General features: G+C 53.6%; 13 protein-coding genes. 5 read left to right on the top strand and 8 right to left on the bottom strand.

From position 1 onward, the window contains the following. Positions 1-17: 17 nt before the first annotated feature. Positions 18-854, bottom strand: coding sequence for an acetolactate decarboxylase (budA, locus tag FTW19_RS13435; protein ID WP_147648108.1), 837 nt, complete (start codon positions 852-854; stop codon positions 18-20). Between the two features lie 72 nt (positions 855-926). Then, a complete protein-coding gene (locus tag FTW19_RS13430) occupies positions 927-1,727 on the bottom strand; it encodes an acetoacetate decarboxylase family protein (RefSeq protein WP_147648107.1) in 801 nt (266 codons plus the stop codon). Between the two features lie 254 nt (positions 1,728-1,981). Here FTW19_RS13430 and FTW19_RS13425 point away from each other — a divergent pair, with 254 nt between their 5' ends. The 5 genes from FTW19_RS13425 to FTW19_RS13405 all read left to right on the top strand — a co-directional run bounded on the left by FTW19_RS13425 (position 1,982) and on the right by FTW19_RS13405 (position 8,641). Continuing rightward, on the top strand, positions 1,982-3,376 hold the full coding sequence (locus tag FTW19_RS13425) for an NTP/NDP exchange transporter (protein WP_187142969.1): 1,395 nt from the start codon (positions 1,982-1,984) through the stop codon (positions 3,374-3,376). A 31-nt stretch (positions 3,377-3,407) separates the two neighbouring features. Continuing rightward, complete coding sequence (locus tag FTW19_RS13420; protein WP_147648105.1) at positions 3,408-4,697, top strand: hypothetical protein; 1,290 nt, start codon at positions 3,408-3,410, stop codon at positions 4,695-4,697. A gap of 45 nt (positions 4,698-4,742) precedes the next feature. Next, on the top strand, positions 4,743-5,999 hold the full coding sequence (locus FTW19_RS13415) for a BamA/TamA family outer membrane protein (RefSeq protein ID WP_147648104.1): 1,257 nt from the start codon (positions 4,743-4,745) through the stop codon (positions 5,997-5,999). 29 nt (positions 6,000-6,028) lie between these two features. Next, positions 6,029-7,564: a hypothetical protein gene (locus FTW19_RS13410; RefSeq protein ID WP_147648103.1), complete on the top strand. Its 1,536-nt coding sequence runs from the start codon at positions 6,029-6,031 to the stop codon at positions 7,562-7,564. 63 nt (positions 7,565-7,627) lie between these two features. Next, positions 7,628-8,641 (top strand): metallophosphoesterase, encoded by a 1,014-nt coding sequence (locus FTW19_RS13405; RefSeq protein ID WP_147648102.1) that lies wholly within the window; start codon positions 7,628-7,630, stop codon positions 8,639-8,641. Positions 8,642-8,653: 12 nt separating this feature from the next. Here FTW19_RS13405 and FTW19_RS13400 read toward each other — a convergent pair whose 3' ends face one another. Genes FTW19_RS13400 through FTW19_RS13375 form a run of 6 tightly spaced genes read right to left on the bottom strand, consistent with a single transcriptional unit; the run spans position 8,654 to position 14,461 of the window. After that, on the bottom strand, positions 8,654-10,021 hold the full coding sequence (locus tag FTW19_RS13400) for an MlaD family protein (RefSeq protein WP_147648101.1): 1,368 nt from the start codon (positions 10,019-10,021) through the stop codon (positions 8,654-8,656). A 4-nt stretch (positions 10,022-10,025) separates the two neighbouring features. Then, positions 10,026-10,799, bottom strand: coding sequence for an ABC transporter ATP-binding protein (locus tag FTW19_RS13395; RefSeq protein WP_246153287.1), 774 nt, complete (start codon positions 10,797-10,799; stop codon positions 10,026-10,028). Next, the gene (locus FTW19_RS13390) at positions 10,763-11,533 is read right to left on the bottom strand and encodes an MlaE family ABC transporter permease (protein WP_147648100.1); all 771 of its coding nucleotides are present in this window, start codon (positions 11,531-11,533) and stop codon (positions 10,763-10,765) included. The genes FTW19_RS13395 and FTW19_RS13390 overlap by 37 nt, the downstream gene beginning before the upstream one ends. Further along, the gene (locus tag FTW19_RS13385; protein ID WP_246153285.1) at positions 11,517-12,362 is read right to left on the bottom strand and encodes a cytochrome c oxidase assembly protein; all 846 of its coding nucleotides are present in this window, start codon (positions 12,360-12,362) and stop codon (positions 11,517-11,519) included. Before FTW19_RS13385 ends, FTW19_RS13390 begins: the two co-directional genes overlap by 17 nt. A gap of 33 nt (positions 12,363-12,395) precedes the next feature. Next, entirely contained in the window at positions 12,396-13,871 is a 1,476-nt protein-coding gene (locus FTW19_RS13380; RefSeq protein ID WP_147648098.1) for a cytochrome b N-terminal domain-containing protein, read from the bottom strand. After that, positions 13,859-14,461: a ubiquinol-cytochrome c reductase iron-sulfur subunit gene (locus FTW19_RS13375; protein WP_246153283.1), complete on the bottom strand. Its 603-nt coding sequence runs from the start codon at positions 14,459-14,461 to the stop codon at positions 13,859-13,861. The genes FTW19_RS13380 and FTW19_RS13375 overlap by 13 nt, the downstream gene beginning before the upstream one ends.

The raw sequence follows: 14,461 nt of genomic DNA, 5'->3' as shown, positions 1-14,461 counted from the left end.
CGATATCAATGTCAGGGTTATGAATCATGATTTCGTTCCGCGTGCATAAGAGCCTCACCGGGATCACGGGTGAGGTCCGCTTTTAGAAATTCCTCTGTCTCAGGTAGAGACACATGCATCTCGTGCATGGCGCATCCTCCAATGGCGACCTCCGCCGTCTTGCAGTCGAGTACGTGTCCTCCTCGTTTTCGGTCCTTCGAAAGAAAATGGAAATGGTATCCAGGGACACTGAACGCCCCTGCAAAGCCAGGCGACCATAGACCGACCAAGGTGCCTTCCTGCTCCTCCAACAGAAACTCCTGTTGAGCCGAAGCGGCGGCCTTCAGTCCAATCCCTTTCGAGACCGGCTTCATGACCCTCGTCTTGACCCAAGAAAAGCTTCCGTCAATTCGAAAGGCATAGAAGAGGTTTTCAGACGCTCGTAGTGCATCACAAACGGAGACCAGTTCGCCAAAGTTCTCCAGGCTCGATGATCGCCGGGAAAACTCCGCATTGAAACGAGTCACAACAGCATACGGAATAAGCCAATCTTCCCTCGCCTGAACAACTTTGCCGTCGGGTAGTACCTGGTAGCAACACCCATCGATGACGACCATCTCACCATCCAGATCGATAAAAGTACCGAGTCCAAAATCGCCATGCCTGAGGAGGCGAGATACCTCTACCGCACCTTGATAGAGGCCCTCAACCAAAGCAGCGGACGTCGATACTTGAAATAACGTGTGAAGTGGCTTGCCAAGACATTGAGAGAGCGCCATGGAGACGACATGATCGCAAGTTGTCTTGTCAGCCTGCATTCTCGCTATGAGCGCTTCATACAGCGAGTCCGGGAGATTACATTCGATGGTCTTCACGCTCAACTCCGGTAGGTGCTCGTATCCAATAAGGATTTGGGACGGCGTCACGCCTGCGCCGCCCCAGGCTTTCTATACTGTAAAGCTCTTAAGCGTCTTAAGATCATCGACGACGTATGCCATTGAAGCGCGAATTCCCCTACCACTACGTATCGGTACAAGGTCGGAGATCTCTTCCCCTTTTGCAACTGGAAGAGTCAAACTTCCTTCACCCACCCAGGCCTGCTCAATCTTGATGTCGTGAGGAACATTTTCCGCCAGTTCAAGAACTGCTGGCTTGTCCTGCCTGTCGGCAGCCAAACGCGGGGTGTACAGCAAGTTGACGATCGGGCGCTGCTTCAATAGTTGCGGGTCAGTCACAGGCTCTTTCAGAGTAACGACACCCTCAGCCAGCCGCTGTCCTGCCGACGTCAACGAGCCGGCGAACTTCGAGCCTGGCGCAAGTGCCGGGCCTGCCTTGCCAGTTGCAGCGTAATACCGTGTCTGAAATACCTGGCCAAGACGCTTCGGATAGCCTTGAGTCCAGCCGCGCGCGATCGCAGCGTCATTGTCGACAAAGATGTAGGGACAATAAGCTACCGGTTTACCTTCATAGAGCGCGTCGAACAGCAGAAAGAATTCGCGGTATTGATACCGCGCCGGGTCAAGATACTCCTCGTTATCACCGCTAAACTGCCAATCATAAAAGAGTGCATTGCCGTGTCCATCGGCCGAGGGATCTGGATCAAGCCCATCGGGTAGTACTGCCGCCACGGCCGCTGGGTCTGACCAGAACTCGATATTCAGGAAGTCTGCCGAGTAGTACCACGGCGGAGGCGGATTTAGAGTCGATCTACCTTTTGGCGTGAGCGGATAGTTGAAGCCTTTCAGCATTGATATTCTCCTTTGCGCTGTGATTGCACGGGCATGCCAAACAGTTCCGCCACCCTATTGCGAAGCCTTGCAAAACCCTCGGTTCTACAAGGCGTGAGCGGCCTACGGTACAGGGCAGATGTTAGCTCTGAATGTCAACAAGAGAAATTACATGTTTCTGCTAGCCGGGCTACCAGAAACATGTAATGGGAATCACCTCGACGATCTCGATACGATGCATCGATACAGGACACGGAAATACTTGGGGAGGGTCCATGGGTGCATCGGATACGGAGGCCGGCAAAATGAGCTTTGCGACGACCACGGCAACCGATACCCCCCCTCTTGGAAGCGACCTGCAACCACGCAAAAGCCTTCTCGAGAAAACGCTCTCCATCATCAGTGATGTTCAGCCTGGTGAAGGCCTGGGCGCACTCATCCTGACAATCAATCTTTTCACGCTGCTGGGCGCCTACTACTTGCTCAAGACGGTAAGGGAGTCCCTCATTCTGGCTGAGGGTGGTGCGGAGGTAAAGGCGTATTCCTCTGCGGCGCAGGCCATCATCCTTCTCGGCGTCGTCCCCCTTTATGGCTGGATAGCAACGCATCTCAATCGCAACCGTCTGTTGCGATTCACCACGCTGTTTTTCGCGTCCAATCTCATCATTTTTTATCTGGTCGGCCGAACCGGAACCCGGATCGGCATTGTCTACTACATCTGGGTCGGCATCTTCAACGTCTTTAGCGTTGCGCAGCTATGGTCATTCGCTACAGACCTCTTTTCGCAATCACAAGGTAAACGCCTGTTTCCACTGCTCGGCGTGGGTGCTTCCGCCGGCGCTGTTGGCGGTGCGTGGATCGCCGGTCGACTGATAGGCCCTTTGGGACCTTACAAGATCATTCTGATCTCAGCGGCTGTGATTTGTGTTTGCTCTGCCCTCACCCGGCTTGCCGGTTACGTGATCACAAAACGCGCGGGAGAGCAGGAAAAGAAGAAGGATACTGAAACTCTCAGCAGTGAGGGTGGCTTCCAGCTACTGATGCGAGATCGCTACTTGCTTTTGATTGCGATCCTTACAGTACTTTTGAATATCGTTAGTCTCTCAGGCGACTTCATCTTTGGAAAGCTACTAGTAAACCAGACAAATGAAGTTGTCGGTACGGCCGCCTCATTGATGAAGGCGAGGAAGGCGTATATCGGAAGCTACTATGCGTCGTACTACGAATGGACGAATCTAGTCAGCTTCATCATCCAGACCTTTCTGGTTTCGCGCATATTCAAGCGCATCGGCGTAAGAGGATCGCTGTTCGTCCTTCCTGCGATATCCCTAGCAACGTTCGTGACCATCCTGGCGAGTCCGATCTTGCGTGTCGTTCGTGTGCTCAAGATCGCAGAAAATTCAACCAACTACTCTCTGCAAAATACCGTACGGCATGCTTTGCTTCTTCCAACTTCAAGAGAAGCGAAATATAAGGTCAAAGCAGCCATAGAGACATTCTGCGTACGGCTGGGGGATGTCCTGCAGGCAGGTGTCATCTTTGTTGGGACCGCCCTCCACTTCAATGTCCGTGCATTTGCGACGATGACCCTGGTTATCACAGTGCTTTGGCTATTTGTCGCTTATAGGCTTTACATCGAACACAAGCACCTGGCACCCGAGTGCCATTAGCCCCCTTTTACAACAACAACTCCCTCGAAGCATGATAAAGAGCTACAAAACGCGACTCGGCGACAGTTCATTTCCAATCCTGGTTCTGTCCTATTCACTCCTGATGATGCACTACGTCTTCAGCCGTGCATTTCGAGATTCGTTACTAGGATCACGTCTATCGGTCTCCGATCTGCCAGCGCTGACAGTTCTTGGTACATTGCTGGCCATCACCATCAGCCTTGTGTGCTCGTTGTTCCTCCGGTCCGACGCACGTATCCATGTAGTGCGGATTTTCTACGCAGTAAATGCAATTGCAGAGATTATCATTGGGCTCAATTTCCAGAACTACCCGTGGATGTTGAAGGCTTACTACATTGAAGTCTCTGCCTCCACCGCGATCGGGCTCTCGCTCATTTGGGTATTGATTGGTGACTGGACCAGCCACTGCAACCATGGTGATACGAACAAAGTACCTTCAGTGCTGATATCCGGCACCGCCGCAGGCATGTTTGCAGGTTTCGGACTCGTTTATCTCCCATCTGCCATCGATCTCCGGGCATCGCTATTAATGCTTGCCGTCATGGACATTGCGACTTCGATACTTCTCCTTTTCCATCGGGATGGAAGCTGCATGTTCGTGGTCAAGCACAAAGCAGGTGAACAAAATGCAGATCGAAAACATTGGTCGAGCGCTATCGCCCGCATGCTCGTCATTTTCACGATTGTCGGAGCGTCAACGTCAACGCTGCTTGATCTCGTCTTCCGTGTGCGGGTTGCAGAACACTATAACTCCCAGGCTGCTCGAATTCACTTTATGGGCTCTATGCAAGGGCTACTTTGCCTGGGAGCATTGCTTTCGCAGCTCGTTGTCCGGCGCATCGTTGCGGGGAAATGGGCAAGACGCTGCCTGACCCTTTATCCCGGAATTGTCGCGACCGCAGCGCTCGGAGCATTGATTGCTCCCGTGTTCTCGGTTTTCGAATACCTCCGAATTGGAGAGTATTCCCTTCGAAACTCTGCGCAACGATGTGGCACCGAGATGATCTATGCCACATTGCCTGACAAGCTGAGAGTTGAGATTCGCCCACTGATAGACGTCGTCGGAGAGCGCCTCGGTGATATGTCTGCTGCGGGAATATTGCAACTCCTGCTTGCAGCAAACTCGGGCCTAAACGTCCGATCAACACTACTCGCAGTGGCAGGATTAGCCGTCTGCCTATGGTTCTGTAGTCATTGGCTCCTCGTTCGGGTCGATCGCATGAAGTCCCTGGAACAAGGTGATGGCGACAAACAATTGCCGCTTCAAAAACTGGCTCGGGAGGGCGCGGTCCTCGCGTGAGGACGGTTGGGCAACGTTTTAAGTCAAAGTTGGAGGCGAAAGATCGTGACACACAAGATGATACAAATCGTCGCAATATCGTCAGCGGTGACCCTCAGCTGCGTCAGCGGCTTTGCTCAGGAGCCGTTAGTGGGCTCAACGAGAAGTGCCACCATCGCCGAGAGCGAAAGGGCAAAGGCAAGGTCTCTTTCTCCCGTAGGACCATCCCATGGAGAACAAGAGTTCGATCGATTTGAAAAACGGATTATCAATCCAGTCGTCAATCCGAATGGACTCATTCCCAAGCTTGGGGGCTTGCCGACCGGAGGCGGTTTCTCGCTTGGACCAGGTTACGTCCGCCGAGACCTGCTATGGGACCATCTGGTGAGTGATAGCTACATCGTAGGTTCGACCAAGAAGTGGTACCGCGCGGAATCATCTCTGGATTTGATTAATCTGTTGGACGACCACCTGGAGTTCCATGCGGATGGAGCCTATGAGAACGCAGCCTCCATGCCCTATTACGGCGTCGGCTCCAATTCGATCAAAGAAAACCGGAGTGACTTCAGACGTGAGTTTACAACTGCCCACTTCGGGGGACAATGTCACTTTGTCGACCGGAAGCTTGCGGCTGGCTATGCCGTTGGCGGACTGCTCGTCAATGTCGGCCCCGGTGACCTTAGCGATTGGCCTTCGGCGGATAAGCTCTTCAATGAAGCAAATACACCCGGGCTACAGAGACAGTCGAATTTCATAACCGGCACAGCGTCGGTGACCGCCGATTTCACGACCCCAAGCTTTAGTAGTCCAAAAGGTTTAATCCTCGAAGCCAGCGATACGCAGTTTTGGGATCGAAGCGGAAATCACTCTGATTTTCATCGCCTCCAGACCCAGGCGACCTATTACGTTCCCTTTCTCAATGGTATGAGAACGCTCGCCTTTCGGGCGCGGAACGAAACGACGTTTCCCACCTCCGGCCAGCAGGTACCTTTCTATCTGCAACCGACGATTGGTGGCCCAAATGATCTTCGTGGCTATGAGCGCTATCGCTACTACGGCAATGGCTCTTCCGTGCTGAATGGCGAGTACCGTTGGTCCGTTGCAGGAAGCCTGGAACTGGCGATCTTTGGCGATGGCGGGAACGTCTACAGCCGTCCGGGCCTGGTGGGCTTACGTGAACTTCGCGGCGACGGAGGTTTTGGCGTCAGGATCAAAAGCAAGCAGCAAGAAGTGGTGAGAGTAGATTTAGGCGTTTCGCCGGAGGGAGTCAAGGTATGGTTCGTATTCAACAATGCATTTGGAAGGCTCTTCCGTTCCTTCTAGCTGCTACAGCCGGTTCCACAAGAACACTGGTGGCACAACAGTTCCTTTCAGACGACCCACTCAAGAGAGTTCCCGAGATCGAGTCTTCTCAAAAGGCCGCGGTCCAGGATATCAATGATATCTACGACTTCGTTTATCACTCTGCTAAATACAAGACACCGCCGCCGACTCCAAGCCTGGGCGTGAATACGCTCGGCGAGGTTCCTGATTCGAGCTGGTACACCAACAGACCCAAGCTAAGTCTCGAGGAGTTGAAGACCGGAGCACGTGTTCATGGCGAGCCGCAAGCTCCTTTCACGGTGGTTGCTGCTAAAACGGAAGGAGTGACCCCAGGCTTTCGTATTAAAGATGCCCGAGGCCTTATCTATTTCATTAAGGTCGATCCTCAATCCAACCCCGAAATGGCAACCGCCGCGGATGTCATCGGCTCTCTCTTCCTTTATGCTGCCGGCTATAACGTTCCCGAGAACTACATCCTAATTGCCAGCCGGAAAGATTTTCGTCTCTCCGAAAAGGCGATGATTACGGCGCTCTCTGGCAAGAGACATCCGATGAACCACGACCAGTTGGAGAAGATCCTGGATGCTGTTCCCACAGAGCCGGGCGGAAAGATTCGTCTTATGGCGAGTTTGTCGGTTGAGGGACGTATCGTTGGGCCGTTCCGATATGAGTCTGTTCGCAGTGATGATCCGAACGATTTGATCCAGCATCAACAACGGCGGGATCTGCGAGGGCTTGAGGTGTTATTTGCGTGGATCAATCACACAGACGCAAAGGGAGATAATACCCTTGACTCTGTCGTGGGTAAAGGACCCGACGCTCGCGTCGTACATCACCTTCTTGACTTCGGCGATTCCTTTGGAAGCGATAGTGATATCGCTAAGGATCCCCGGCATGGCCAGGAAGACTGGCTGCCGACAAGTGGTGAGCAAGCCAAGCGGGCACTCACCTTTGGCCTGGTTCCGGCAAAGTGGGAGACGGTCAGATATCCTCACCATCTACCGGCGGCAGGAAACTTCACAGCATCCGGATTTGACCCGCTCACATGGAAACCGAACTATCCCAACCCAGCATTCCTCGCCATGACTCCAATCGATGCGTACTGGGGTGCCAAACGGGTCACGTCTTTCAAAGAAGACGAAATTCGCGCCATCGTAGGGGAAGGTCAGTTCTCTGACCCGGGCGTGGCCGAGTACATTACCAAGGTTCTAATTGCGCGTCGAGACATCATTGGCCGCGCGTGGTTTTCACGAGTGGCTCCTCTTGAAGATTTCACAATTGCTGGCGGCGAGCTACATTACACCGATCTGGGCGCAACGTCTGATCTGCTCCCGGCCTCGTCGTACGCGATCTCGTGGTTTTCCTTCGACAATCAAAACAGTCGAAGGACTCCTGTAGCCGGCTCATCTTCCCAGGTTCCTTCTGATCTAGCTTCAGCCCAGGAAGGAGCTTTTATTGGTTGTACTCTGACGGAGGCAAAAGAAGCACGTAAGGGAGTAACCGTGATCTTCAGAAGATCTACTGAAGGCTGGCAGGCCGTCGGTATCGATCGAACCTCCCTTTGATGCCCCCTTCGTACATTTCCGAGGAACTACAGCGGATTATCGAATGAGCGAGCAATAACCCAGATGAATCGTCCAGGTGAATGGAGCAGGCGCCGATTTCTGTTGCAGACCGCAAAGTTCTCGGCGCTTGCGTACTTCGGTTCCTCTCAAGCCAGATCCTCTGTTATTGAGGCTTCATCGCCGGATCCTCAGGCCCATCACGTCCTCATGTTGGGAGATTGGGGTACCGTAAGTGATCTCGACCAGCAGATCGCGGTTGCTCTGGCGATGAAACAATGGTGTTCCGACTATGGGATTAAGCCAGATGCTCTCCTCATGCTGGGGGACAATTTTTACGGTGAAATGCCTGGCGGGGTGAACTCTGATCGCTGGCTCAAGCAGTTCGAGCAAATGTATCCATCATCGTCCTTCCCCGGTCCGGTGTATCCCGTACTAGGAAATCACGATTATGAAAGGCTCCGTGGCAATAAAGTCGAGACACAGTTGGCCTACACACAACGGAGCTCACGATGGAGTATGCCGCACCGATGGTACACAGTTCAGGTACCCAAGCAGAATCCTCTCTTGACCATCTTCTGCCTCGATTCCAATCTTCCTGGCAGCAAGGGCCTGGATCCCTGGCCGTGGAGTTTCGTGATGACAAAGGAAGAACATGAACAACAGAATAAATGGCTCGAGGAACAACTCAATTCCCCGCGCTCAACGCCTTTCCTTGCTGTCGCCGCCCACCACCCTCTCTATAGCAACGGAATCCATCGTGACAATCGAGCATTGATCGAGGAATGGGATCTCCTGCTGCGGCATCATCAAGTAGACCTCTATCTCTCCGGACATGACCACGACCTCCAACACCTTGAATTCCATGGACACCCTACCTCCTTTGTGGTGTCGGGCGGGGGCGGTGCACGACTGGCAGGGTGGAATACACAGCCAACGCCTCGAGGCTGGGGTCACCGCGTGCTGGGTTTTACGGATCTGGAGCTCTCCCATGAAAGGCTGACCATTCGCCACATCGCTAAGAACGCTGCCACTCTATATGAATTCAGCAAGAATCGAGCAGACGCACCTCACACATAAATGAGTCTCCCCTTACTGTCTCTTTTGCATTACAAGAAGGCAGACTCCAGACCAGCGATCATGGTCCAGACCGGGCGGAGGGGTCCCGCCAAGAGAGATCATTCCAAGATTCTTTGTCGCAAATGGGAACCGGGCCTCCAGGTAAACCCTCACTAGTTGTGCCCGACGATAAGAGCTGTCGAGCTGGTCGGCCTGATCGGGGGTATCAGAATAGCCCTCGATAACAATTGGGCTCTGAAAGACGGCATCGCCATATCCCGCAATAGCCGAATCAATCAAGCGACGCCCCTCTGCCGTCAGCTCTTCAGGGCTCTGTGGTCCCTGCCGGAAAAGGTGGTCGGCCGAAAGCCACGAGCGGTGGTTGTTTACATTCGCAAACAATTTGCTCTGACGGTATTCCTTCGGTGACAAGCTGGCGAGGCTATAGTAGCCACGACGTTTGAAAAACCCTTTGAAGAAGAAGTTGCGCTTGAGCGCCTCTGTATCTTCCGCCATATTGGAGGTCGCAACATTAATATTGGTCAGCGTTTGGCTGATATTCTGTCCAGCAGTTATACCGTTTGTATCCGGTCCAAGTGCCTGATCCAGGGTCTTATGGACTTGTTGAACCGTTGTGCTCGCTTCCGCCGTTGCCGACCGAACCTGCGTAAGGGTGTCATCGAGCTTTTGTGGGAGCTGGCGCTGTTGAACGTCGCCCATAAGGTTGTTCACATGGATGGAAGCCTGATTGAGATTGGATGTGGCCGACTGAACATCTGATATTGCTAATCGGATTTGACCTGCTACCTTCTCATCCTTCAGGAGCATGCCCACAGTTCCCTGCCCCTGTTTAAGTCCAACGAGCAGATTGTTTGCGTTGCCAACCGCACCATTGACTCCATCCAGAGTGACACCCAGCTTTCCGCTCACCTGCTTTAGTGCAGTGTCGGCATCGTTCATCACAACCAATCCGCGAGTCAGAAGATCGGACATAGCGACCGCCGGCTTACTCGCAAGCACCGAGTCGGCCTGCGCGATTGGCGCGTTAGCACTCCCCGGGTGAATAGAAAGGAACGTTTCACCCACAACACCTTCCGTATCCACTGTCACGATCGAATCGGAGCGCACGAGACCACGGAGTTGCTCATTGATTCTCATTTGTACGAGAAACCTGGAATCTGGTGACCCTGGCACATCGATCCGCGTCACCTGGCCCGCATCCATCCCAGCAACTCGTACTTTCGATCCTTTGGCGAGTCCGTCAAGGTCGACAAATTCGGAGTAGATCATTAAATGCCGAGAGAAGGCTTCGTGACGATTTCCAACCAGGAAGATTCCAATCGCGAACAAAGTCAGTCCAGCGATGATAAAAAGGCCAACTACAAAATATCGTTTCGACATGCGTTTACTCCGTGATGAGTCTGCGAGCCACATCGTTCTCGCTTTCGGTAACCTGCGCGACCGAACCAAAAGCGACCAGATTTCCCTTATCTAAAACCCCTACTCGATCCGCCACACGGCGAGCTCCATGTATGTCGTGGGTCACGACAATCAAAGCTGTGCCATGTTCGGCCTTTCGGCGCAAAAGCAGTTCGTCGATCTCTGAAGCGGTAATGCGATCCAGGCCGCTGCTCGGCTCATCGGCCAGAAGTATCTTCGGCTCAAGAACGAGAGCTCTCGCCAGCCCGGCACGCTTCTTCATTCCTCCAGACAGCGCAGAGGGGTACTTCGCTCCATCTGCACCCAAACCGACGTCGCTTAGGACCCGATGGACGACATCATCGATCTCATCCTTAGGTTTCTTCGTGAGTCGCTGGAGAGGTAGGGAGAGATTCTCATAGAGCGTCAGGGAGTCAAAAAGAGCGGCATCCTGAAAAAGATATCCCAGCTTTTTTCTTACCTTCGATAGTCCGTGCTCATTCATCCCGACGACATTGTCCTGGTCCACCCAGACCTGTCCCGAATCAGGCCGCATCAGCGCCATAATGAGCTTGAGTGTGACACTCTTACCTGTGCCGCTCCGGCCGAGTAGACACAACGCCTGCCCTTGCTCGATTCGAAAGGAGACACTATTTAAGACACGTTTCTCACCGAACGCCTTCGTGACGTTTTTGAACTCAACTGCAATTGAAGGAGATTGGGTCATATCGCCGTGTCTGGAAACAGGAAGAAGATGCATTTAATCAAGAGGACATCAGCGACGATGATCAGCAGGGACGACACGACCACGCTATTTGTCGCAGCTTCGCCGACGCCTTGAGCTCCTTTATCAGTCGTGTATCCGAAATACGAGGAGACAGACCCGATGATGAAGCCAAAGATCGCTGTCTTCAAGGTGGGCGCTATAAAGTTGGACCACTGAAGGTTATCGAACGCCCGGTTGATATAGAGCTCGGGAGAGATGTGTGACGATAGCACCTCTGAAAGAAAACCGCCCAGCAGTCCCGAGAAATCCATAAATAATGTCAACAGCGGTAAAGCGATCACACAGGCAAGGACCCGGGGGACGACAAGAAACTTGAAAGAGTCGATCGACAACGATTCGATTGCGTCGATTTGCTCGGATGCCCGCATGTTCGCAAGCACAGCGCCGATACCCGATCCGACCCTTCCGGCCAGGAGCAGGCCTGCCACAAGGGGCCCGATCTCGACAAAGAATGAGACAGCCTGAACAGCAGGGATCATCGCAGCGGCGCCGAAGGTCACGAGTGTATTTCGTGTATGCAGCGTCATCACCGCCCCGAGCGCAAAACCTGAAACGACGATCAGTGCTAATGATCTGTTGCCGACTTCGGCGAGTTGACGGGATAGTTGCGCAAATTCAAATGGAGATCGCACTGAATCAATGAGCACACGAATACTAAAATGGCCCACCTTACCAGCAAACTCGAAGACGCTACGGAACCAGAGCACGGTACCTCTCGATCTCCGGCGGCTTCATCATCGAGCGGTGGCTCGTCAAAATGGAGACGGCTAGGTAGATCGCCGGTACTACAAACACCACGGAACCACAAACCCACATAAATGACCCAGCGGCAACCTGGTCGCTGAGTGCGTCGATTCCGAATGGCCGATTTTCGATGTCATAGGTTGGGTAGAGCAATCGACCAGAAAAACAGAGGAACGCCGACAGACCGGTGTTAACCAGATCTGACGTCAGCAAGTAAGGAATGATCATCCACTGGTCAAACGTGCGGCGCATGGGCCATGGCTGGAACACAAGCCACCAAAACAACAGGCTCGTAACGAAGAAACACGCGTGCTCAGAGTTGTGCCAGCCCTCCGAGGAGAGCGCAAATTCGTAGGCTTTGGGGATGTGCCACCCGATATAGGTCAAATTCATCGCCAGCCATGCGACAGATAAGCAGGACAGGAAGCGCCTTAAGTGATGAACAACTCTCGATCGGAAGATGGGCCCCCCAGCCCTTCGGATGAGCCATCGTGGCAGTCCCCGCAACATGGGAACAAAAGGAGCGCCTAAAACGATCAATGGGGGTGCGACTGACATCAGCACAAAGTGCTGCGCCATGTGCATAACAAGTAAGACTTCGCTAAAAGTATCGAGCGATGAAGATACGGCGATAAAAAGAGCTATGAGGCCGGAAAGAAACGCGACCAGCCGCCAGGTTGGCAGCGTAGCCGGGCGTGAACGCCTGAGCGCGAGCCAACCACGTACATAGACAATGGCGACGGCCGCAAGGACACAACTGATCCCAATGGGGATGTCCCAGTCCGTCAGCAAGCTTTGCCATGAAGTCTGCAGATCGACCTCCCTCTAACGTTTTGGTTCGGCATCAGCCATAGCCGTATTACGGGATGCATCTGTTGCCGGAGGCTGGTTCGCCGGATGCAGCGTTTCTAAAAACTGGACGAGTGCGTTGACCTCCGCAGGCGTGAGGTTCTTTCCATATGCCGGCATGTTCCCACCACCTTGCAATACCTGACGAATGAGTTGATCTTCTGTCATTCGTGTGGCAATAAGGTCCAGTGCCGGGCCCCGCTGGCCGCCCTCGCCCGCTATGGAGTGGCAATTGCGGCACTGTTTCGATTGAAAGACAATCGCGCCCTGCCTTACCAGAGGGCTGGTTTCGCGGATATACCGGCTAGGCACCGGGGGTCCACCGCTCCAGGCATTCATCTTGGGGCTCCAAGGTGTGAAGGTACCAAGACGAGTGAATACACCCCAACTCACAGCAATCGTGGTGAGCATAATGACGGCAACAGGACGCCGATGCCAACTCTTCTCGCCCTCTCCGGCATAGAACGGGAGTGCGACCAAAGCGGCGATTCCCAGTACCGGAACAATCAACAAAAACGGAGTTTCGAGGCTCGGCGGCAGGTATGACAGAACCGCATACAGCCAGAGAAAGAAGAAATCGGGTTTGGGTGCGGTCTGAATGATAGTTGGATCTGGCTGGCCGCCCGGCCCGTACGGCCCAAGCACCACAGCGCATACTGCAACGGCGGCGAGAATCGCCGCAGAGAAAAAAGCGTCTTTCCAAACCGCTCCGGGAACAAACGGCCTTCCGTCCTTCGTGGTTAGCTCGTGATACTCAGAGACATAGGTAGACCGTCGCACGATGCGTCCCGGCATCGGCCATTCATTGACCCCAAGTTTCACAACCATCCATACATGGAGACAGGCAAATATAAGCAGCATGCCCGGAATAACAAAGACGTGAAAAGCAAAGAAGCGCGAAAGAGTGGCACCCGCAATGATTGGACCACCCAGCATCAGGTGCACCACCGAACTCCCCACGAGAGGAACGCGGCTGGCGATCGATGCTCCGATACCTAATCCCCAATATGCGTCTTGATCAAATCGCAGCACCTGGCCCGTAAACGCCATCCCCAAGGTCATCAGAAGAAGGAAGACGCCGAGTATCCATGTCAACTCGCGTGGATATTTGTAGGCGCCAAAGAGGAATACCTGTGCCATGTGAATCAGCACAACGGCGACCATAAAATTGGAACCCCAACCATGCATCGCACGCAGGAACCAACCGAGAGTTAGCTGGTGGTTAAGCACGTTCAAGCTCTCCCACGCGTGCCCAGCCGACGGCACATACACCAATGCAAGCAAAATCCCGGTCACAATCTGCAACATCAGCAGCACAAATGCCGCGCTACCGAAGACGTACCACCAACTGGCTGTCTTGTTAGGAACCGGGTGGAGCGCCATTTCTTTGATCGGTTCGCCGAGCTGCAATCTGCTGTCGGTCCACTGGTAGAGCCGTTTCAACCATTGCATGGCGTTCCTCCGCGGGCAGGTTCAATCTGGATAAGTCTGGCAGAGTTAGCCAGTGTTGGCAGTTGCCCCGCATTGATTTGAAGACTGCCCTCTACGATCTTCGTATCGTAGGTAAACAGGCCTCTTTCCGGGGGACCGGAGGCACGACTGCCATCGGCATAGTAGGCGCCTCCGTGGCATGGGCACATGAACAGTTGCGATTGCGGAAACCAGCGAACGGGACAGCCCAGGTGAGCGCAGTTAATGGCAAACACCTGGAATTCCTTCACAGCGACACGCCGTACCCAACAAGCGACACCATCGGTCTCCCCATCCCATGCCCGCCCGCCGGGGCTAATGAATTTCGCCAGGCGCGTCTCACCCACTGGAAAAGACTCAATGGGACCGAGTGATACCCACGATTTATAGGCGTCATCAGGTTTCACCGGTGAGAGGAGATACTTTAGAACCGGAACGGCAACGGCAACTCCAACGACGGCGTTGAAGGCTGCTCCAATCTTTAGAAGCAGCCATCTCCTCGAAATGGTCCGAGGTACCTCTTGCATTGCCGCTTCATCATCGCGGCCCACGGATACTTTCTCTTCGTTCAC

This window comes from Terriglobus albidus (genome assembly GCF_008000815.1).
Taxonomy (GTDB): Bacteria; Acidobacteriota; Terriglobia; order Terriglobales; family Acidobacteriaceae; genus Terriglobus; species Terriglobus albidus_A.
Note: the sequence above shows the minus strand (reverse complement) of the source record. Positions and strands in the feature narration are given on the sequence as shown.

Excerpts from the sequence above, each read along its gene's own strand:
- FTW19_RS13400 (WP_147648101.1), bottom strand. The coding sequence starts at position 10,021 with ATGTCGAAACGATATTTTGTAGTTGGCCTTTTTATCATCGCTGGACTG.
- FTW19_RS13420 (WP_147648105.1), top strand. The coding sequence starts at position 3,408 with ATGATAAAGAGCTACAAAACGCGACTCGGCGACAGTTCATTTCCAATC.
- FTW19_RS13380 (WP_147648098.1), bottom strand. The coding sequence starts at position 13,871 with ATGCAATGGTTGAAACGGCTCTACCAGTGGACCGACAGCAGATTGCAG.
- FTW19_RS13425 (WP_187142969.1), top strand. The coding sequence starts at position 1,982 with ATGGGTGCATCGGATACGGAGGCCGGCAAAATGAGCTTTGCGACGACC.
- FTW19_RS13395 (WP_246153287.1), bottom strand. The coding sequence starts at position 10,799 with ATGCATCTTCTTCCTGTTTCCAGACACGGCGATATGACCCAATCTCCT.
- FTW19_RS13405 (WP_147648102.1), top strand. The coding sequence starts at position 7,628 with ATGAATCGTCCAGGTGAATGGAGCAGGCGCCGATTTCTGTTGCAGACC.
- FTW19_RS13430 (WP_147648107.1), bottom strand. The coding sequence starts at position 1,727 with ATGCTGAAAGGCTTCAACTATCCGCTCACGCCAAAAGGTAGATCGACT.